The organism is Celeribacter sp. SCSIO 80788 (genome assembly GCF_051054295.1).
Lineage (GTDB): Bacteria > Pseudomonadota > Alphaproteobacteria > Rhodobacterales > Rhodobacteraceae > Celeribacter.
This window is the reverse complement of sequence record NZ_CP150482.1, coordinates 2661427-2679417: the sequence shown is the minus strand read 5'-3', so window position 1 is coordinate 2679417 and position 17991 is coordinate 2661427. Positions and strand designations below refer to the sequence as shown.

Here is a 17991-nt window from a genome sequence, read left to right as displayed (position 1 = left end):
CCATGAACCCCCTTTTGAAATCCGCCGCACTCGCGGCTCTTGTGTCGGTCACCGGAACGCTCTCGGCGGCCGCACAGGAGGTTACGCTCCGGTTCCAGCATTTCGTTTCCCCGAAAGCCGGTTCCGCGACCTATTTCATGGAGCCATGGGCGCGCAAGGTCGAGAAAGACAGCGGCGGCCGCATCAAGGTCGAGATCTACCCGTTGATGCAACTCGGTGGCAAAGCTGCGGACCAGTACGACTTGATCCGTGACGGTGCGGTGGATGGCGGTTGGATCATCCCGGGCTATCAGCCGGGCCGTTTCCCGGAGACCGAGGCGATCGAACTGCCGTTCCTCTCGTTGAAGTCGGCGGAACTTTCCTCGATGGCGGCCTGGGAATTCACCCAGGAGCACCTTTTGGACGATTTCGCGGACATTCACATCATCGCGGCGCATGCCCATGGTGAGGGGCTGGTTCACAAGAAAGGCGACCCGATCCGCAAGGCCGAGGATTTCAAAGGGCTGAAACTCCGTGCGCCGACCCGGACCTCGACTCTTCTTCTGGAAAAACTGGGCGCGACGCCCGTGGGCCTGCCTTCTCCGGCCTTCCCGGAAGCGCTCTCCAAAGGCGTGATCGACGGTGGGATCATCACTTTCGCCATGTCGCCCTCGCTCAAACTCGACGAGCTGGCCGATGCGGAAACCGACGTCGCCGGGGATCGGTCGTTCTACAACCTCTATTTCCTCTGGGCGATGAACAAGGCGAAATACGACAGCCTGCCGGACGATCTGAAAGAGGTGATCGACCGCAACTCGGGCCTCATGGCGTCGCGCTGGTCCGGTGTGGCCTATGACATGGGCGACGAAGACGGGGTGAAGGTCATCGCCGCGAGCGGCAACGCCGTGAACGTGATGAGCGAAGAAGAAACCGCCAAAATCACCGCTTTGGGCGATGAGGTCGTCGCCGATTGGGTCGCCGAGATGGATGAAAAAGGTTACGACGGCGAAAAGCTCGTGGCCGATGTCGAGGCGGCGATGGAGCACGCTTATGACGCTGCGCCCTGGGTCGATGCCCATGGTGCGGCTTACAAGATCGCGACCGAGTGATTTCTGTGATCATTTGAGAAAAGGCCGCTCTGGGGCGGCCTTTTTTGTGAGTATTTGTCCGCAAAGGAGACTTAGAGCCCGAGCCTTGCAGGCAGGTCTGACATATCGGAGAGGTGTTCTGCCCCCTCTGCGATCAGGCGCGCGCCATCGCCGTGGCGGTCGAAGCCAAAGCACCGCATTCCGGCCCGGCGCGCCGCGATACAGCCCGAAGGGCTGTCGTCGATCACCACACAGTCTTCCGGCACGACCCCGAGCTGTTCGGCTGCGATCAGAAACAGACCCGGTTCGGGTTTGGCCGTGCCATGGGTATGGGCGGAATGGATGCGGCCCTTGAGGCGCGCGAAGACATCCGGGTGCGCGCCGAGCGTCACATCCATCTTCTCCATCGGCCCGTTGGAGCCGACCGCATAGGGAATGCCCGCCGCGTCGAGCGCATCGAAAGCGGCTTCGATGCCGGGGATCAAAGGCACGCCCGCGCGCAGCATGTCGAAGACGCGGGGATAGACATCCTCCACCCAATTCTCGGGCAGATCGGCCCCGGCGGCCCGCGCCCTTTCGCCGACACGCGCCATGGTGCCGCCGACATATTGGGTTTCGAGATCGTGGAGCGAGACGTTGAGGCCGAAGCCCGCGAATTCCTGTTGCAGGAAGTCGAGCAAAGGCGGCTCGCTGTCGACGATCACCCCGTCACAATCGAAGATTACGGCTTTGGGTGTCATGCGGGCTCCAGAAAGTTGATTTTCGTATCGCCATATTTGCGCGTGTCGAGAAGGATCAAGCCTTCGGGCGGGGTGATGGCGGCGCTGTCTTCCCAGACGACAAGCGCGCGTTTCGTTAGCCAGTTGCCCGCGAGTGCGGCGGCAATCGCCACTTCGCCCAGCCCCTTGGTATAGGGCGGATCGAGGAAGATCAGATCATAGGGCTCGGACGGGTTCGCGGGCAGACGGGTCGCATCCATGCGCATGAACGTACAGTGCTCCTCCGCCCGGCATTTCTTGATGTTCTCCGAAATCAGCCCCTGCGCCTTGCGCCCATCATCGACGAAGGTAACGCATTCGGCGCCGCGCGACAGGGCCTCAAGCCCCAGCGCGCCGGTGCCTGCGAACAGATCGAGTACGCGGGCGTCTTCGACCGCATCGCCGTATTTCCCGGCCGTCAGAACGGAAAACAGGCTTTCGCGCACCCGGTCCGTGGTCGGGCGCAAATGCGCGGCCTCGTCGCCCTTTCCGACGGAGGCCAGTGCCAGCCCGCGAAACTGTCCGGCGATGATCCGCATCAGCCGCGCATCAGTTCTTTGAGATCGGTGGCGGGATCGGCCACCTTGTCGGGGTCGGCGTTTTTACCGCCCTCGATCAGGCGTTTCGCCACCATATAGCCGCGCGGATCGTTCATCGCGTCGATGGCGATGAGCTGCCCGTCCTTGTAATACCAATGCGAATGCGTGCCCGCGCCTTCGCGGATCACAACCCGGTCGTGGCCTGTGGACAGCCCCGCGATCTGAAGCTTGACGTCATATTGATCCGACCAGAACCAGGGTTTCGGCAGATAGGTCACATCCTGACCCAGCATGTTTTTCGCGACCACCTCGCCCTGATCAATCGCATTGCCAACGGATTCGAGCCGGATTTGTGCGCCCTCATGCGGGAAAGAGGCGCAATCGCCCGCGGCGAAAATACCCGGGTCGGAGGTCGCGCCATGCAGATCGGTCTTGATGCCGTTCTCGATCCCCAGCCCGGCCATTTCGGCAAGGTCCGTGCCGGGGATGATGCCAACACCGACGATAACGAAATCTACATCGAGCGTGGTGCCATCGGTTAGCTCGGCGGCTTTCACTCGGCGATCCCCCGTGAGTTTCACAAGCCCCACGCCTTCGCGCAGATCGACGCCATGCGAGCGGTGCAAAGCGCGGAAATAGTCGGAGGTCTCTTTCGAGGCCACACGTTGCAAAATCCGCTCGGCCATTTCCACAAGCGTAACCTTCAGCCCCTTCTTCGCGGCGACGGCTGCGGCCTCAAGCCCGATATAGCCGCCGCCGACGATCAGAACAGACGCACCTTCGCGGAACTCGGGCTCTATCGCATCGGCATCGGCCAGCGTGCGCATCGCATAGACGCCACCCAAATTGCCGCCAATCGAGGCAGGCAAAAGGCGCGGCGCGGAGCCGGTGGTCAGCGCGAGCTTGTCATAGGACAGGGTCTCGTCGCCCATGGTGACGGTTTTCGCAACTGGGTCGATGCCGGTGACCTTGGTGCCGGTGCGCAGCGTAATATTTTCGTCGGCGTAATAGCTTTCGGGCCGCAAAAACAGTCGATCCAGTTCCATTTCGCCAAGGAGATAGGCCTTGGACAATGGCGGGCGCTGATAGGGTGGCACGGGTTCCTCGCCGATCAGAGTGATCTCACCCTCGAAACCCTGCCCGCGCAGCGTGGTGACGATGCTTTGTCCGGCCTGTCCGGCACCGATAACGATGAAGTGGCTCATGATCTTTCCTCTGGTCGCGAAACGCCCCGACCCTATATCGTTGCAAGACAGAATGACAACGCACAGAGGATCATTACCATGACGATTTCGGTTGGAGACAGCCTGCCCGGTGGCAACGTGCTCGAAATGACGGCGGAGGGACCCGCAGCGGTTGAGCTGGCGGACAAGTTCAAGGGGCGCAAGGTTGTGCTTTTTGGTCTGCCGGGGGCCTATACGGGCGTCTGCACCACGGCCCATGTGCCGAGCTTCATCCGCACCATGCCGAAGTTCAAGGATAAGGGCGTGGACGAGGTGATCTGCGTCTCCGTCAACGATCCGTTCGTGATGGGCGCCTGGGCCAAGGACACGGGCGCAGATGCGGCGGGGATCACCATGCTGGGCGATGCGGAGGCCGGGTTTATCAAGGCGCTTGGCCTCGATTTTACCGCCCCGCCGGCTGGTCTGATCAACCGCTCGAAACGCTTCGCGCTTTATGCCGAAGACGGGGTTGTGAAGGTTCTCGAAGTTGAAACCAGCCCCGGTGAATGCACGATTTCTGCGGGTGAATCCCTCGTTGAGAAAATCTGAAAAAGAACGCCCGGGAGATCATCCCGGGCGTTTTCTCATTCGGCGGCGTTGATCACGGTCCGCGTCGGGAAGGGGATATCGACCCCGGCCTCGTCCATGGCTTCCTTGACCGCGCGTTTCATGTCGGTCGTGAAGGCGAAATAATCCGGCGATTTCACCCAGACGCGCACAAGGAAATCGACCGAGAAATCGCCGAGATTGTTGACCTGAATAAACGGCTCAGGTTGGGTCATCGCCCGCGGATCGGCCATGATCGTCTTGCGGATCACCTCTTCGGCGGTTTTCAGATTGGCACCATAGCCGACGCCAAAGGTCCATTCGGCGCGCCGCGTTTGGTTTGTGGAATAGTTGGTGATGATATTGCCCCAAACCTGCGAGTTCGGCACGATCACCTGCACGTTCGACAGATCGGCAAGCTCGGTAAAATTGAGCGAAATATCCTTCACAGTGCCGGATTTGCCCGCAACCTCAACAAAATCACCGTTTTTGAAGGGGCGAAACAGGATGATCATCACACCGGCTGCAATATTCGACAATGTACCCTGCAAAGCCAGACCGATGGCCAGACCCGCGGCACCGATGACGGCGACGATAGATGTGGTCTGAATGCCGAAGGTGTTGAGAATGATCAGAACGGTAAAGGCCAAAACGGCGTAGCGCGCGATATTGGCGAGGAAGTTGAACAGCGTGTCGTCGAGGCTTTTGTAGCGCGCACCGATGGCGCGTATGCGGCGCCCGACCCAGCCCGAAATCATCATGCCCGCGATCAACAGGAGCAAAGCCCCGAGGATCGAACCGGCGATCCCGGCAAGGAATTCAAGCGACAGGTAATCGCCCACCGTATGGCCGTTGTAGATTTCGTAATTCAGAAGTTTTTCAAACATGTGCCGCTGCCTCGTCCATTTTTTCTGCCAGTGCGATGTCTTTCGCGGTCAATCCGCCCGCATCGTGGGTCGAAAGCGTGACTTCGACCGTACGGTACACATTGCGCCAATCGGGGTGGTGATCGCGTTTCTCGGCGATAAGCGCAACCCGTGTCATAAACCCGAAAGCCTCGATAAAGTTCCGAAATACATAACGTTTCTCAATCGCGGTTCCGTCGGAATTTTCCGTCCAGCCCTGTGTCAAAAGCGGTGCAAGCGCCTCTTCGCGGGCTGTGCCGTTTAAAAGCTCAGTCATGATCTTCCTCCTCGGGGGTGGATTTGAACGGGCCATAGGAGGTCAAAACCTCGACCTCCTCGGCCACGGCGGCGCGTTCGGCCACAAGATACTCTTCCACAGCGCGGGCAAATCCCGGATCGGCGATCCAATGCAGCGAATGCGTCGTGTTGGGCAGATAGCCGCGCGCCAGTTTGTGTTCGCCCTGTGCGCCCGCTTCGACACGGCGCAAACCCTGGACGATGGCATAGTCGATGGCCTGATAGTAGCAAATCTCGAAATGCAGGCTCGGGTGATATTCGGTGCAGCCCCAATAGCGCCCGAAAAGCCGGTCGCGCCCGATGAAATTCAACGCCCCGGCGATGGCGCGCCCGTCGCGGATCGCCAGAACCAGCAGAACATCGTCGCGCATCGTGTCATGCAACTTATCGAAAAACGCCCGCGTCAGGTAGGGCGTGCCCCATTTGCGCCCGCCGGTGTCTTGATAAAACGTCCAGAACGCATCCCAATGGTCGGGTTTGATGTCATCGCCCGTGAGCTGGACGATCTCGCCGCCAAATCCCTGCGCCTGCGCGCGTTCCTTGCGGATGTTCTTGCGCTTGCGCGATGAGAGGGCGGCGAGAAAATCGTCAAACGTCGCGTAGCCTGCGTTGTCCCAATGAAACTGCTGCCCGGTGCGATGCATCAGCCCCATGGTCCTCCCGGCCGCAACCTCGTCGTCGGTGCAAAACGTCAGGTGCAGGGAACTGAGCCGGTTTTGCTCCGCCACTTCGACCGCGCCTTGCACAAGTGCCGCCTGACCGACGCTCTCGAACCCCGGTCGGGTCAACAATCGCCGCCCTGTCACCGGAGTAAACGGCACGGCGATCTGGAGTTTCGGATAATACCGCCCGCCCGCGCGCTCATAGGCATGGGCCCAGTTGTGATCGAACACATATTCGCCCTGGCTGTGGCTTTTGGCATACATCGGTGCGACGGCGATCACCTGATCCTCCGCCCGCGCCACGAGATAGCTCGGCTGCCAGCCGGTTCCGGGGCCGACCGAGCCGGAGCGTTCGAGTGCCATCAGGAACCGGTACGTGACAAACGGGTCCTCGGGCCGCCCCTCTCCCGGTGCGGCGCAGGTATCCCAGTTCTCGGGGGGCATTGCCCCGAGGCTGTTGATCAGGCTGATCTCGATCTGGTCCGTCATGAAAATCCTGCGCGCCACGTTCGGTTAGAAACTGGCACGCAGGTTCCGGGCGTCAAGTCGGCAGGTAGCCCTCGAAGGTGATATTCTCCGCGATCTCGCGGGCCTGAGCCTCGGCCTCCGGGCTTTTGATCGTCCAGCACAGAATATGCGCACCCGCCGATTTCAACTCGGTCACACGCGGCGAGGACAGGTCATCCCATTGGTGCGAAATGAAACAGGCACCCACCCGGTCATAATCCGGAATGTCCCGAAGCTCGGCCCGTCGTGCAGCCGGGACGATCCCGTCCTCCCGATTTGCCCAGGCGCTTGTCGTCAGACCGCGTGGAATATCGGGGCAGAGCTCGGCGAGTTTTGCGACCGAATGGGGGTTGAAGGACATGAGCGCCACCGGTCCCTTATAGTGCGCAAGCGCCCTCGCCGCAGCCTCTTCCAAGAGGCCGATCTTGGGGCCCATGGCGCCGTCCTGATCCTTTACCTCGATCAAAAGCGGCACTTGCCCGGCGACGGCATCGAGCACCTGTCCGAGTGTCGGCACCCCGACCTCACCGGTCTTGAAGCGCAGCTCCGCAAGTTCGGTGACATTGCGTTGGGCGAAAGGCCCGGAGCCCTCGGTCAGGCGGTGCAGGCTGTAATCGTGAAACACCATCGCCTCGCCGTCGGCAGACAGCTGGAGGTCGATCTCGATCCCGAACCCGCTGGCAATGGCGGTTTCGATGGCTTTCATATTGTTTTCGGCGCGGGTGTGATTGCCATCGTGCAAAGCGCGATGGGCAATCGGGGCCTTGAAAAAGGCGGGATCGAGCGTGGGCATCAGACCAGCTCGAAAATCGCTTCGATCTCGACCGCGACACCTCGCGGCAGGCTGGCGGCGGAGACGGCGGAGCGGGCATGGCGTCCGGCCTCGCCAAGAACGGCGACCATGAGATTGGAAGCGCCGTTGACCACCTGCGGCTGTTCGGTGAACTCGGCCGTGGAGTTGACGAACCCCACCAATTTTACCAGCCGCTTCACCTTGGAGAAATCCCCGCCCACGGCGGCGTTGGCCTGCGCCAGAAGCGCCAGCGCACACCGCTCGGCGGCTTTTGCCCCGGCCTCGGTGTCGAGATCGGCCCCGAGCTTGCCGCAGATCAGCCCTTCAGGATCGGCGGAGATCTGGCCGGAGATGAAAAGCTGCTGGCCGCTCTGTACGAAAGGTACGTAATTGGCGGCGGGGGCAGGAGCGTCGGGCAGGGTGTGGCCGAGATCGGCGAGTTTGGCGGAAAGGTCCATGGTCAGTCCTTGGGTTCGAGTCGTCTTGATGCGCCGTCAGTCTTCGCGGAAGGCGCGCGTGAAGTAATCTGTGAGCGGTTTCGTCAGGTAGGCAATGGGCGAGCGCTCCCCCGTTGCCATATAGGCCTCAACCGGCATGCCGGGAATAAGCACCGAGCCATCGGGCAGGCGCGCGCGTTGATCCTCAGAGATATGAATGTCGGCACGATAGTAACTTGCACCTGTGGCTTCATCCGTGAAAGCGTCCGGCGAAATACGGGTCACCTGACCTTCAAGTTCCGGTGTAGAGCGTCGGTTGAAAGAGGTAAAGCGCAGCCGCACCGGTTGGCCGGGATAGATCTGATCGACATGAGCCGGGCTGAGGGTGGCGGTGATGATCAGCGGTCGATCTTGCGGCACGATGTACAGCACGGGTTGCGCGGGCTGAATCACGGCTCCGGGGCCGAAGACGGTCAGGTCAAAGACCACACCCGCAACAGGTGCGCGGATGTCGAGCCGGTCGAGCCGTGCCCGAAGCGCGCTGCGCTGCTCGCGCAGGTTGCCGATCTGGGCCTGAATGTCGCGCAACTCCGTGATGGCGCTCTCGCGCCGGTCGCTGCCCGCCTTGAGGATTTGTAACTCGATCTCGGTGATCTGCACCCGTGCCTGCGCCTGCGACGTATCGATGCGGCCGATTTCGGCGGCAAGGCTCACCGCATCCCGGCGCAAGCCGATCACCCGGCTTTGCTGAGTGAGGCCGCGGTCGAGCAGGGCGTTTTGCGCGGCGAGGTCTTCTTCAAGCAATTCAAGCTGTGCGGTCAGGGCGGCTTTCTGACGGCCAAGTCCGTCGATCTGGACCTCGATCTGGCTGCGCTGCTTGTCGAGCTGGCCGATCTCCGCCCGCGCCGTTTCGCGCCGGGCGGTGAACAGGTCGCGCTGTCCTGTGACCGAATGGGCCACTTGCGGGTCCTCCGCCATCCGTTCCCTGAGGTCTGCGGGCAGGGTGATCGCATCTGCACCATCTCGTTCGGCCTCAAGACCCGCGGCGCGAGCGATATATTCGAAAAGCTGGGTCTCGATCAGGGCAAGCTCGCTCAGATATTCGTCCGGCGACAGAGAAATCAGGAGCGCCCCTTTGCGCACCCGATCGCCCTCGGAGACATGCACGGCAGCCACCTCGCCACCGTCGCGATGCGCCACGGCCTGACGATTTTGTTCCACCTGAACCTGTCCGGTCGCGACGACGGCCCCGTCGATCCGGGCGAAAACCGCCCAGCCGCCAAAACCGCCGATCAAGAGCGTGACGCACAGCAGGCCGAAGAGCACGATGCGGCGGGCGGGCCATGTCGCGGAGTGGGACTTGGCGGGCGGGCTCATTGCACACCCCCCATGTTTGAGGTCGGGCCGTTTCGGGAGCCGGTCTCAGTCCGGGCGTTCTGAAGCTCGGTGGAATTCTTCACCATGTCGGACAGCACCTGATCGCGCGGCCCGAAGGCACGGCGCATGCCGTTATCCAACACCAAAAGCTTTTCGCATTCCTGAATGGCCGATGGGCGGTGCGCCATGATCAGTACGGCGCCGCCGTCCTTCTTGTGACGGCGGATGGCGGCGTTCAGCGCCAGAGACCCTATGTTGTCGAGGTTGGCGTTCGGCTCATCGAGAATGACGATCACCGGATCGCCGTAAAAGGCGCGGGCCAGTCCGATGCGCTGCATCTGCCCGCCGGACAAAAGCCCGCCCGACGCAGCCACCGGCGTGTCGTAGCCTTCGGGCAGCGACAGGATCAGCTCATGCGCATCGGCCTTTTTCGCGGCGGAGACGACGGCCTCGGCATCGGGCGCGAGCGACAGTTTGGCGATGTTTTCGGCAATCGTGCCGTCGAAAAGCTGCACCTGTTGCGGCAGGTAACCGATGTAATCGCCGAGCGCTTCGGGGGCATATTGCGACAGTTTCGCGCCATCGAGTCGGATCGTGCCGCTGGCCGGTTGCCAGACCCCGGTCAGGGCGCGCGCTAATGTCGATTTCCCGGCCCCCGAAGGTCCGATCACGCCCAAGGCCTCGCCAGGGGTCAGATCGAAACCGATCATCCGGAGCGCGGCCTGCGGTTGCCCCGGCGGGATGATGGAGAGCTGATGCACCGTCAGCAGTGCGCGTGGGCGCGGCAGTTCGGTGCGGGGCTCCGGTTTGGGCGTTTTGCCCAAAAGGTCGGCCAGATCGGACCAGCCCTGCTGTGCCTGTTGCACGATGGTCCATTGCCCGATCAGCAGATCGACGGGTTGCAGTGCCCGGCCCAGAAGGATGGAGCTCGCGATCATCGCGCCCGGCGTGATCTGACGTTCGAGCACGAGCCAGGCCCCCATGGCCAGCATGGCGGATTGCAGGAACAGACGCAGGGTGCGGGACGCGGCGGCGAAACCGTGGGTCGTGTCCTCGCTCGTGATCGTCTTTTCAAGGGCGATGTCACGCATCCTGAGCCAGCGCCGATAAGCGGTCTCGCGCATGCCAAGTGCGGTGAGGGCTTCGGCGGAGGCGCCTATGCGGCTGGCGGTCTGGCTGGCCTCGGCTTCGGCCCGGATCATCGCGTCCTGCGCGGGTCTGGCGAGGGTGCGGTGCCAGAGCGCGACGGCGACCAGAATCGTGCCTCCACCTGTGGCCAGAAGTCCGAGAGAGGGATGAAACAGCGAGATCCCCAGAAGAAAGATCGGGGTGAACGGCAGATCGTAAAACGCGGCAAAAGCCGTGGAGCCGAAAAACCGGCGCAGAGCAGAGAGCTGGTCCATGGCGCGGCCCTTGCCGGCCTCGCGCGGGGTCATCGCGGCATGGCTAAGGGCGGCGTGGAACACCCGATCTTCAAGTGCGCTCTGAAACCGCGCCCCGATCCGTGACAGAAGCCGCGCGCGGGTGCCGTCGAGCAGGCCCATCATCAGGTAGAGAAAGCCGACGATCGCGAACAGCGCAAGCAAGGTGGCCTCGGACCCGGAGCCGAGCACCCGATCGTAGACCTGCAACATGAACAGCGGTCCGGTGAGCATCAAAAGGTTGATGCAGATGGAAAACAGCCCGACAGCCCAGAACAGGTTACGCGATTCTCTGCGAGCGTTGCGCAGCTCCCCTTGTCCGATGCGGCTGTGTTCACTCATGTGGCTGTCTTGTCCGGTTTTCGCGATATATGCGGGGTTGGACAGGCTTTGCCGCGCAACCGTGCACACTCTGTTGAAACTATGTCACAAGCTCATAACACCTGGAGGGTTAATATTGGGCTTTCATCCGTGTCATACTATCTGGGCATATATCTTATGACGGGAATGGCCTGTCACGTCCCGAACCGAAAGTCTGTTCATGATGCGAGTTCTCCAAACCCGGTTCACGCCGTCGATCGCCGCCCTCTCCCTCGGTGTGCTGGCGGGATGCGCCGCCGCGCCACAAACGGGCGGAATCAACGATCCCTATGAGGATGTGAACCGCAGCTGGCATGAGACCAACGTGGCGCTCGACCGTGCGGTGATCAAACCCGTCTCGACCGCCTATGGCACGGTGGTGCCCGACCCGCTGCGCAAGGGGCTGTCGAATGTCTCCGACACGCTGGGCATTCCGGGCACTGTCGTGAATGACGTGCTGCAATTGCGATTCGGCGATGCCCTGCACAACACGGCGCGTTTCGCGGTCAACGCCACGGTCGGCATCGCCGGGTTGTTTGATCCGGCCACCGGCATGGGGCTCGAGGAGCGCGATTCCGATTTCGGCGAGACGCTTTACACCTGGGGTGTGGGTGAGGGGGCCTATGTCGTGCTGCCGGTTTACGGACCGTCGACGGAGCGCGATGCGTTCGGCCTGATCGTCGATATGGCGCTGGATCCGGTGGGCAACCTTTTGGGCAACCCGGAGAAAAGCTATAAGACGGGGCTGAAAGTCGCCGATCTGGCCGATACACGCTATCGTTACTCGGACCTCTACGAATCCGTGCTGTATGACAGCGCCGACAGCTATTCCCAGATGCGCCTGACCTATCTCGACAATCGCCGCTATGAGCTCGGCACGCCGATCGTTGCGGGCGCAGAGGGGGCGGAGCAGGCCACGACCTATGACATTTACGAGGACTTCTATGAGTGACTTCGGGTTCACACGCCGCATGACTCTCGCTGCGCTCGGCGCGGCTCTGGTGCTGCCCCGTGCGGCGCTGGCCTTTTCCGCATCGCAGGCGGAGGCGCTGATCGGCAAGGCGGTGGCGGATATCAACACCATCATCAATTCGGGCAAGTCCGAAGCGGCCATGTATGTCGAATTCGAGAAGGTGCTGGTGCGTTATGCCGACATGTCCAACATCGCGCGCTCGGTGCTCGGCCCGCCTGCCCGTTCCGCCTCGGGCGCGCAGTTGAACGCGTTCACCAAGGCGTTCCAGACCTATGTCGCCCGCAAATACGGCTCGCGCTTCCGGGAATTCATCGGTGGCAAGATTCAGGTCAACAGCACCCAGCAGATCAACTCGATCTATGATGTGCGTTGCACTGCGATCCTGAAGGGCGAAGCGCCCTTCGACATTTCGTTCATCGTGCATGACAAGGCGGGCAAGTTCATCGATTTGCAGATCGAAGGGATTTCGTTGTTGAAATCCGAACGGGCCGAAATCGGGGCGATGCTCGACAAGGCCGGTGGGTCGATCGACAAGCTGACGGCGACTCTGGCCTGATCGAAACGGAAAAGATGGAATGAAAAACGCGCCCCGGGAGGCGCGTTTTTTGTTCAGTTGCCGTTGCCGAAAATCGCGCCCAGCAGATCGAGCAGCACATTGTCGGCCTTGTTGTTGCCGCGCTGGCCGTTGCCCGAAGGTTGCTCCCGTTGCACGGTTGGCGGCGCGGCAGGGCGGATCATCGGCAGGGGCTTGGGTTCGAGGCCGTTTTGCACCTCTGCCATGGTGCGTTGCCAGATTTCGGCAGGAAGCCCGCCGCCGGTGACGCCGGAGAGCGGCGAGTTGTCATCATAACCCATCCAGACACCCGCAACGTAATCGGCGGTAAAGCCCATGAACCAGGCATCGCGCGCGGCCTGGGTTGTGCCGGTCTTGCCAGCCACCTCATAGCCCGGAATTTGCGCCCGCGCGCCGGTGCCCGACTGGACGGCGTTGTACATCATGTAAATGAGCTGCTGGGCGCTGTCGGGGGTGATGACCCGTTCGCCAAGCCCGCCTTCCTGTCCCATCAGTGGCGTGCTGTCGCCTTTGAGGCGCAGGGATTTGAGCCCGTAGGGCGACACGGAAGAACCGCCGTTAAGGATCCCGGCATAGGCTCCGGTCATCTCCAGAAGCGTGGATTCCGAGACACCGAGCGCCAGAGCCGGGCCTTGCGCCAGATCGCTTTCGATCCCGAAGCTCGACGCCACGGTACGCACATTCTCAAGCCCCGCATCCATCGCAAGCTCGACCGCCGGGATGTTGTAGCTGTGTTTGAGTGCGTCGGTCAGGGTCACGGCACCATGGAACTTGCGGTCGTAGTTCTGTGGCGTCCACGGGCCGGAGCCGGGGATGTTCAGCGTGATCGGTTCGTCCACCACCACATCGTCATAGGACCACCCCATGTCCAACGCCGTGGCATAGACGAAGGGTTTGAAACTCGACCCGGGCTGGCGTTTCGCCTGTGTCGCCCGGTTGAAGGCGCCCGAGACCTTGAGCTTGCGCCCGCCCACCATGGCGCGCACAGCCCCGTCGGCGGACATCACCACGATGGCGGCCTGCGCTTCGGAACCTTCCTTGATCTTGTTCTCGAAAATCCAGGTGAGCGCCTCTTCGGCCGCGCTCTGGATGCGTTGGTCAAACGTGGTTTCGATGACAACGTCTTCGGTCGTGTCGCGGGTGAGAAAATCCGGCCCCGCACCCATGACCCAATCGGCAAAATACCCGCCCGCGCGTTTCTCGGCCGTTTCCGACAGTTCGGCGGGATGCGCCTTGGCATAGGTGCGTTCCTCGTCGGTGATATAGCCCTGCTCGTTCATCAGCAGGAGAACGATCCCCGCGCGTTCCTGCGAGCGTTGCAGGTTGTTCGTTGGCGCATAGCGGGTCGGGGCTTGCAACAGGCCCGCGAGCATGGCGGCCTCTGAGATGTTCACCTCGGCGGCGGATTTGCCGAAATAACGCTGGGCGGCGGCCTCGAATCCGTTCGCACCGGCCCCAAGATAGGCGCGGTTCATGTAGATCGAGAGGATCTCGTTCTTGGAATAGCGCGCCTCCATCGCCATGGCGAAGACCATTTCCTTGATCTTGCGCGCAATCGTGGTTTCGCGGCAGTCGTCCTCGTATTCGGTCTGGGTCTTCCACGTTTTCGGATCGTAGGGCACGCCGAGACAGAGAAGTTTCGCGGTCTGCTGCGTCAGGGTCGAGCCGCCGTGGCCGGACAGCGGGCTGCGCCCCTCCGACATGTTGATACGAATGGCGGAGGCGATGCCGCGCGGGCTGACGCCGAAGTGACGATAAAAGCGTTTGTCCTCCGTGGCGACGATCGCCTCTTTCAGATAGGGCGACACGGTGTCGGCGGTGATTTGCCCGCCGAACTGTTCGCCACGCCAGGCAAACACCGATCCGTCACGATCCAGCAGTGTGACCGAGCCACGCGCCCGTCCGTCGAGAAGCGAGTCATAGGGCGGCAGGCTCGAGTAGAGGTAGAACACCGCGATGCCCACGATCACCGCAAGCGCGATCCCGGCCCGTGTCAGGGTGATCCAGATCAGTCGCCAAAGCCCGGCAATCAGGCGCACAAAGATGTTCGACGACCGCTTGCGCCCGCGCGTCGCACGCGGCTTTTTCGGCGCTTTCGGTTTTTGCGGCGCCTTGGGCTTTGTCTGGTGTTTTTGAGCCCTCTGGGTCGCGGGATAGCGTTTATCCGCCACCAGCCTGGGCTTTCCCCGGTTTGGTCCGGTCATGTCTTTTGCTCGATCTCGATCCGTTCTTAATTGCCGTGAGTGTAAAGACTTGGGCCGCAGATGTTGAGGGGAAAGTTGAGACGAAACGAGTCGCCTTTGCCCATTTATTTTGCGCTTATTTTTTAACCTTGATGCACAAAATGTATAATTCTTGAGCAGGAGCGCCTACAAATGACACACCCCTCCTGCGCGGATTCCTTGTGAAGCAACTCTTAACATCGTTTTGCTGACCCCGTGGCTGTCTTTCGGACGCCGCCCGCTCAAACGGAAGGGGAAAAACGTGAAACTCATTATTGCTGCAATCAAGCCGTTCAAGCTTGAAGAAGTCCGCGAAGCACTCACCGGTATCGGTGTGCGCGGCATGATGGTGACGGAGATCAAGGGTTTTGGCTCGCAATCCGGTCACACCGAAATCTACCGCGGTGCAGAATATGCCGTGAACTTCGTGCCGAAGGTGAAGCTCGAGATCGTTGTCGCCGATGCGATGGCCGATCAGGTCGTTGAAACCATCGCCAGCACCGCCAAGACCGACAAGATCGGCGACGGCAAGATTTTTGTCCTCGACGTGGAAGGCGCGACGCGCGTCCGTACCGGCGAGACCAACGACGACGCGATCTGATCGCGCTACCCGAAACGAAAGGGACTTGAGACAAATGAAACTCACCAAACTCATTCCGGCGACGGCGCTCGCCGCTGCGATGCCGCTGATGGCATTCGCGCAGGACGCTGCCGAGGTGGTTGAAGAGGTCGTGCCGGCCGCCGTGCCCACCGACACCGTCTTCATCCTGAACACCCTGCTGTTCCTCATCGGCGGCTTCCTCGTGTTCTTCATGGCCGCTGGTTTTGCCATGCTCGAAGCGGGCCTCGTGCGCTCCAAGAACGTGGCGATGCAGCTGACCAAAAACGTGGCGCTCTTCGGCCTTGCCTCGATCTTCTACTACCTGATCGGCTACAACCTGATGTACCCGCTCGGCACCTGGTCGGTTGACGGTATCCTCTCCGGCGTCTTCGGCCCGGGCGTGCTCGAAGCCGTTGGTGTGACCGCCGATGCCGTGGACGATTACTCCTACGCCTCCACCGCATCCGACTTCTTCTTCCAGCTGATGTTCTGTGGCGCCACCGCCTCCATCGTGTCCGGTACCCTTGCCGAACGCATCAAACTGTGGCCGTTCCTGATCTTCACGGTCATCCTGACCTCCCTGATCTACCCGATCTCTGCCTCCTGGAAATGGGGCGGCGGTTTCCTCGACGAAGCTGGTTTCCTCGACTTCGCCGGTTCCACCGTTGTGCACTCCGTGGGTGGCTGGGCCGCTCTGGCCGGTGCTCTCATCCTCGGCCCGCGTATCGGCAAATACAAAGACGGCAAAGTCACGGCTTTCCCGGGCTCCAACCTGACCCTCGCCACGCTCGGTACGTTCATCCTGTGGCTCGGCTGGTTCGGCTTCAACGGTGCCTCCCAGCTCGCTATGGGCTCTGTGGGTGACGTGGCCGATGTGTCCCGTATCTTCGCGAACACCAACACCGCTGCTGCCGGTGGTGCGATCGCCGCTCTGATCGTGACCCAGCTGGTTTACGGCAAAGTCGATCTCACCATGGTGCTCAACGGCGCTCTGGCCGGTCTCGTGTCCATCACCGCTGAACCGCTCACCCCGACGCTGGGTGTCGCGACCCTCATCGGTATGGTCGGCGGTGTGCTCGTGGTCTTCGCTGTGCCGTTCCTCGACAAGCTGAAAATCGACGACGTCGTGGGCGCCATCCCGGTCCACCTGATCTGCGGCATCTGGGGCACCATCGCGGTTGTGTTCACCAATTCGGACGCCACCATCGGTTCCCAGCTCTACGGTATCGTCGTGGTCGGTGTCTTCACCTTCGTGGTCTCCGCCATCGTCTGGTTCATCCTGAAAATGGTCATGGGCATCCGCGTCTCCGAAGAAGAAGAGATCATGGGTCTCGACAAAGCGGAGCTCGGCATGGAAGCCTATCCGGAATTCTACAAAGGCTGATCCCTTCCTCAGTCTGAAAACCGACCCGGGCGTCACAAGCGCCCGGGTTTTTTGTTTCTTTCGGGACGACAGCCTCGTCCTAACCTTTTCTCAACCATGCTGGCCTAGATCTGTCTTCGCCCCTCTCAAACGTCGAGGCCCCGATGCTGCGCAAGACCTGCGTTTTGTTGATGATCCTGCTCTGGCCGCTCTCGCTTCTGGCCGAACCTGTGTCGCTTTTGCGGCCCAGCGGGCAGGCTTGGGATCTCGAACGCCAGCCTTTGGTGGTCAATCTGCCACAACCGCTGTCCACGCCCTTGAGCGGTGCAGAAAGTTTCGGTCCGAGCCTGTTTGCCGGACGGGCCGAGGGCAGTTTCTTCGAGCCGCTGCCACCGCGTCCGGAGGCACGTGCGAGGATCAGGGGGCTGGCCCATGCGTCTGCCGATATTCTGCGCATCCGGGCGCTGATCGGTCGGGCGGAAAGCCCGCGGGATGGCTACGATGCGGTGCAGCACGGGGCGACGCGCAGGCCTGCGAAGAAACCGACGCAGATGACGCTGGGCGAGATTTTCGCATGGATCGACGCCACACCCGGCCAACCCCATGCCATCGGGTATTATCAATTCATCCCCTCGACGCTGGGCGATCTGGTCACCGAACTCGACCTCGGGCCGGAGGTGATCTTTACCCCCGCGGTTCAGGACCGGTTGGCGGACATCCTGCTGGCCGATGCCGGGGTCTATGAGCTGCGTGCGGGGCAAATCACGCGGCACAGTTTCATGAACAATCTGGCGAAAATCTGGGCCGGTCTGCCGACCGCCTCGGGCAGGTCGCATTACCATGGCTACGCCGGCAACAAAGCGACGATTTCCTGGGCCGAGTTCGACCGCGCCATGGCGGAGGTCTTCCCCGGATAAACGAAAACGAGCGCCCCGAAGAGCGCTCGTCTGAATGACAGAGGAGGAGGCGCTTACTGGGCCGGAACCTTTTTCGGCGCACCGGTTGCCATGTCGGTGCCGGTGTAGCCTTTGCCCGCCGCTTTCCATGCGCCAAAACCGCCTTCCATATGGCCGACCGGGCTGATGCCTGCGGCAGCACAGGCCATGGCGACCTTGCCGGACCGGACGCCGGAGCCGCAATGGAAGATGATGCGCTTGCCTTCCTGAGACGGCAGTTTTTCGGCAGAAAAGAAGGACAGCGGCAAAAGCAGCGCGCCCGGGATGTGCTCGAATGCGTATTCCTGCGGAGTGCGCACGTCGATCAGGGCAATTTCATTCGCCTCAAAGGCTTCGGCGACCTCGTCAACGGTCCAGGTTTCGAAATTCAGTCCGTCTACGGTTTCAGTTTTCATGGCGTTTCCTTTTGT

General features: G+C 61.5%; 19 protein-coding genes. 7 read left to right on the top strand and 12 right to left on the bottom strand.

The window, feature by feature from the left end; translation table 11 throughout:
* Positions 1–2: 2 nt before the first annotated feature.
* On the top strand, positions 3–1088 hold the full coding sequence (locus V1471_RS13530; RefSeq protein WP_434289488.1) for a TRAP transporter substrate-binding protein: 1086 nt from the start codon (positions 3–5) through the stop codon (positions 1086–1088).
* 71 nt (positions 1089–1159) lie between these two features.
* On the opposite strand, the gene V1471_RS13525 is transcribed toward V1471_RS13530, so the two are convergent.
* From V1471_RS13525 to V1471_RS13515, 3 genes are read right to left on the bottom strand one after another with little or no spacing between them, the layout of a single operon-like run.
* A complete protein-coding gene (locus tag V1471_RS13525; protein ID WP_434289486.1) occupies positions 1160–1807 on the bottom strand; it encodes an HAD family hydrolase in 648 nt (215 codons plus the stop codon).
* Positions 1804–2364 (bottom strand): 16S rRNA (guanine(966)-N(2))-methyltransferase RsmD, encoded by a 561-nt coding sequence (rsmD, locus tag V1471_RS13520; RefSeq protein ID WP_434289484.1) that lies wholly within the window; start codon positions 2362–2364, stop codon positions 1804–1806. The genes V1471_RS13525 and rsmD overlap by 4 nt, the downstream gene beginning before the upstream one ends.
* Entirely contained in the window at positions 2364–3569 is a 1206-nt protein-coding gene (locus V1471_RS13515) for an NAD(P)/FAD-dependent oxidoreductase (protein WP_434289482.1), read from the bottom strand. Before V1471_RS13515 ends, rsmD begins: the two co-directional genes overlap by 1 nt.
* Before the next feature lie 78 nt (positions 3570–3647).
* Here V1471_RS13515 and V1471_RS13510 point away from each other — a divergent pair, with 78 nt between their 5' ends.
* Positions 3648–4136 carry a peroxiredoxin gene (locus tag V1471_RS13510; RefSeq protein ID WP_434289480.1) on the top strand — a complete coding sequence of 163 codons (489 nt, stop codon included), beginning with the start codon at positions 3648–3650 and terminating at the stop codon, positions 4134–4136.
* Between the two features lie 35 nt (positions 4137–4171).
* Here the strand turns inward: V1471_RS13510 and V1471_RS13505 are convergent, their stop codons facing one another.
* From V1471_RS13505 to V1471_RS13475, 7 genes are read right to left on the bottom strand one after another with little or no spacing between them, the layout of a single operon-like run.
* Positions 4172–5020, bottom strand: coding sequence for a mechanosensitive ion channel family protein (locus V1471_RS13505; RefSeq protein WP_434289478.1), 849 nt, complete (start codon positions 5018–5020; stop codon positions 4172–4174).
* Entirely contained in the window at positions 5013–5315 is a 303-nt protein-coding gene (locus V1471_RS13500) for a 4a-hydroxytetrahydrobiopterin dehydratase (RefSeq protein WP_434289476.1), read from the bottom strand. The genes V1471_RS13505 and V1471_RS13500 overlap by 8 nt, the downstream gene beginning before the upstream one ends.
* Entirely contained in the window at positions 5308–6486 is a 1179-nt protein-coding gene (locus V1471_RS13495; protein WP_434289475.1) for a GNAT family N-acetyltransferase, read from the bottom strand. The genes V1471_RS13500 and V1471_RS13495 overlap by 8 nt, the downstream gene beginning before the upstream one ends.
* A 52-nt stretch (positions 6487–6538) precedes the next feature.
* A complete protein-coding gene (locus V1471_RS13490) occupies positions 6539–7297 on the bottom strand; it encodes a glycerophosphodiester phosphodiesterase family protein (protein ID WP_434289473.1) in 759 nt (252 codons plus the stop codon).
* The gene (locus tag V1471_RS13485) at positions 7297–7755 is read right to left on the bottom strand and encodes a RidA family protein (RefSeq protein WP_434289471.1); all 459 of its coding nucleotides are present in this window, start codon (positions 7753–7755) and stop codon (positions 7297–7299) included. The genes V1471_RS13490 and V1471_RS13485 overlap by 1 nt, the downstream gene beginning before the upstream one ends.
* Positions 7756–7791: 36 nt before the next feature.
* Complete coding sequence (locus V1471_RS13480) at positions 7792–9111, bottom strand: HlyD family type I secretion periplasmic adaptor subunit (protein ID WP_434289470.1); 1320 nt, start codon at positions 9109–9111, stop codon at positions 7792–7794.
* Positions 9108–10874 carry a type I secretion system permease/ATPase gene (locus tag V1471_RS13475; RefSeq protein ID WP_434289468.1) on the bottom strand — a complete coding sequence of 589 codons (1767 nt, stop codon included), beginning with the start codon at positions 10872–10874 and terminating at the stop codon, positions 9108–9110. Before V1471_RS13475 ends, V1471_RS13480 begins: the two co-directional genes overlap by 4 nt.
* 199 nt (positions 10875–11073) lie before the next feature.
* Between V1471_RS13475 and V1471_RS13470 the strand changes: the two genes are divergently transcribed.
* Positions 11074–11844, top strand: coding sequence for an MlaA family lipoprotein (locus V1471_RS13470; protein WP_434289466.1), 771 nt, complete (start codon positions 11074–11076; stop codon positions 11842–11844).
* On the top strand, positions 11837–12421 hold the full coding sequence (locus V1471_RS13465) for an MlaC/ttg2D family ABC transporter substrate-binding protein (protein WP_434289464.1): 585 nt from the start codon (positions 11837–11839) through the stop codon (positions 12419–12421). Before V1471_RS13470 ends, V1471_RS13465 begins: the two co-directional genes overlap by 8 nt.
* A 53-nt stretch (positions 12422–12474) precedes the next feature.
* On the opposite strand, the gene V1471_RS13460 is transcribed toward V1471_RS13465, so the two are convergent.
* Positions 12475–14643, bottom strand: a complete 2169-nt coding sequence (locus V1471_RS13460) for a transglycosylase domain-containing protein (protein WP_434289462.1) — start codon at positions 14641–14643, stop codon at positions 12475–12477.
* 280 nt (positions 14644–14923) lie between these two features.
* Here V1471_RS13460 and V1471_RS13455 point away from each other — a divergent pair, with 280 nt between their 5' ends.
* The 3 genes from V1471_RS13455 to V1471_RS13445 all read left to right on the top strand — a co-directional run bounded on the left by V1471_RS13455 (position 14924) and on the right by V1471_RS13445 (position 17542).
* The gene (locus tag V1471_RS13455) at positions 14924–15262 is read left to right on the top strand and encodes a P-II family nitrogen regulator (RefSeq protein WP_434289460.1); all 339 of its coding nucleotides are present in this window, start codon (positions 14924–14926) and stop codon (positions 15260–15262) included.
* 34 nt (positions 15263–15296) lie between these two features.
* Positions 15297–16646 (top strand): ammonium transporter, encoded by a 1350-nt coding sequence (locus tag V1471_RS13450; RefSeq protein ID WP_434289459.1) that lies wholly within the window; start codon positions 15297–15299, stop codon positions 16644–16646.
* 143 nt (positions 16647–16789) lie between these two features.
* Positions 16790–17542 (top strand): hypothetical protein, encoded by a 753-nt coding sequence (locus V1471_RS13445; protein ID WP_434289457.1) that lies wholly within the window; start codon positions 16790–16792, stop codon positions 17540–17542.
* A gap of 53 nt (positions 17543–17595) precedes the next feature.
* Here V1471_RS13445 and V1471_RS13440 read toward each other — a convergent pair whose 3' ends face one another.
* Complete coding sequence (locus tag V1471_RS13440; RefSeq protein WP_434289455.1) at positions 17596–17976, bottom strand: rhodanese-like domain-containing protein; 381 nt, start codon at positions 17974–17976, stop codon at positions 17596–17598.
* Between the last annotated feature and the right edge of the window lie 15 nt (positions 17977–17991).

Excerpts from the sequence above, each read along its gene's own strand:
- V1471_RS13500 (WP_434289476.1), bottom strand. The coding sequence starts at position 5,315 with ATGACTGAGCTTTTAAACGGCACAGCCCGCGAAGAGGCGCTTGCACCG.
- V1471_RS13485 (WP_434289471.1), bottom strand. The coding sequence starts at position 7,755 with ATGGACCTTTCCGCCAAACTCGCCGATCTCGGCCACACCCTGCCCGAC.
- V1471_RS13470 (WP_434289466.1), top strand. The coding sequence starts at position 11,074 with ATGATGCGAGTTCTCCAAACCCGGTTCACGCCGTCGATCGCCGCCCTC.
- V1471_RS13460 (WP_434289462.1), bottom strand. The coding sequence starts at position 14,643 with ATGACCGGACCAAACCGGGGAAAGCCCAGGCTGGTGGCGGATAAACGC.
- V1471_RS13475 (WP_434289468.1), bottom strand. The coding sequence starts at position 10,874 with ATGAGTGAACACAGCCGCATCGGACAAGGGGAGCTGCGCAACGCTCGC.
- V1471_RS13525 (WP_434289486.1), bottom strand. The coding sequence starts at position 1,807 with ATGACACCCAAAGCCGTAATCTTCGATTGTGACGGGGTGATCGTCGAC.
- V1471_RS13440 (WP_434289455.1), bottom strand. The coding sequence starts at position 17,976 with ATGAAAACTGAAACCGTAGACGGACTGAATTTCGAAACCTGGACCGTT.
- V1471_RS13510 (WP_434289480.1), top strand. The coding sequence starts at position 3,648 with ATGACGATTTCGGTTGGAGACAGCCTGCCCGGTGGCAACGTGCTCGAA.
- V1471_RS13515 (WP_434289482.1), bottom strand. The coding sequence starts at position 3,569 with ATGAGCCACTTCATCGTTATCGGTGCCGGACAGGCCGGACAAAGCATC.
- V1471_RS13530 (WP_434289488.1), top strand. The coding sequence starts at position 3 with ATGAACCCCCTTTTGAAATCCGCCGCACTCGCGGCTCTTGTGTCGGTC.
- V1471_RS13490 (WP_434289473.1), bottom strand. The coding sequence starts at position 7,297 with ATGCCCACGCTCGATCCCGCCTTTTTCAAGGCCCCGATTGCCCATCGC.
- V1471_RS13480 (WP_434289470.1), bottom strand. The coding sequence starts at position 9,111 with ATGAGCCCGCCCGCCAAGTCCCACTCCGCGACATGGCCCGCCCGCCGC.
- V1471_RS13495 (WP_434289475.1), bottom strand. The coding sequence starts at position 6,486 with ATGACGGACCAGATCGAGATCAGCCTGATCAACAGCCTCGGGGCAATG.
- V1471_RS13445 (WP_434289457.1), top strand. The coding sequence starts at position 16,790 with ATGCTGCGCAAGACCTGCGTTTTGTTGATGATCCTGCTCTGGCCGCTC.
- rsmD (WP_434289484.1), bottom strand. The coding sequence starts at position 2,364 with ATGCGGATCATCGCCGGACAGTTTCGCGGGCTGGCACTGGCCTCCGTC.
- V1471_RS13450 (WP_434289459.1), top strand. The coding sequence starts at position 15,297 with ATGAAACTCACCAAACTCATTCCGGCGACGGCGCTCGCCGCTGCGATG.
- V1471_RS13465 (WP_434289464.1), top strand. The coding sequence starts at position 11,837 with ATGAGTGACTTCGGGTTCACACGCCGCATGACTCTCGCTGCGCTCGGC.
- V1471_RS13505 (WP_434289478.1), bottom strand. The coding sequence starts at position 5,020 with ATGTTTGAAAAACTTCTGAATTACGAAATCTACAACGGCCATACGGTG.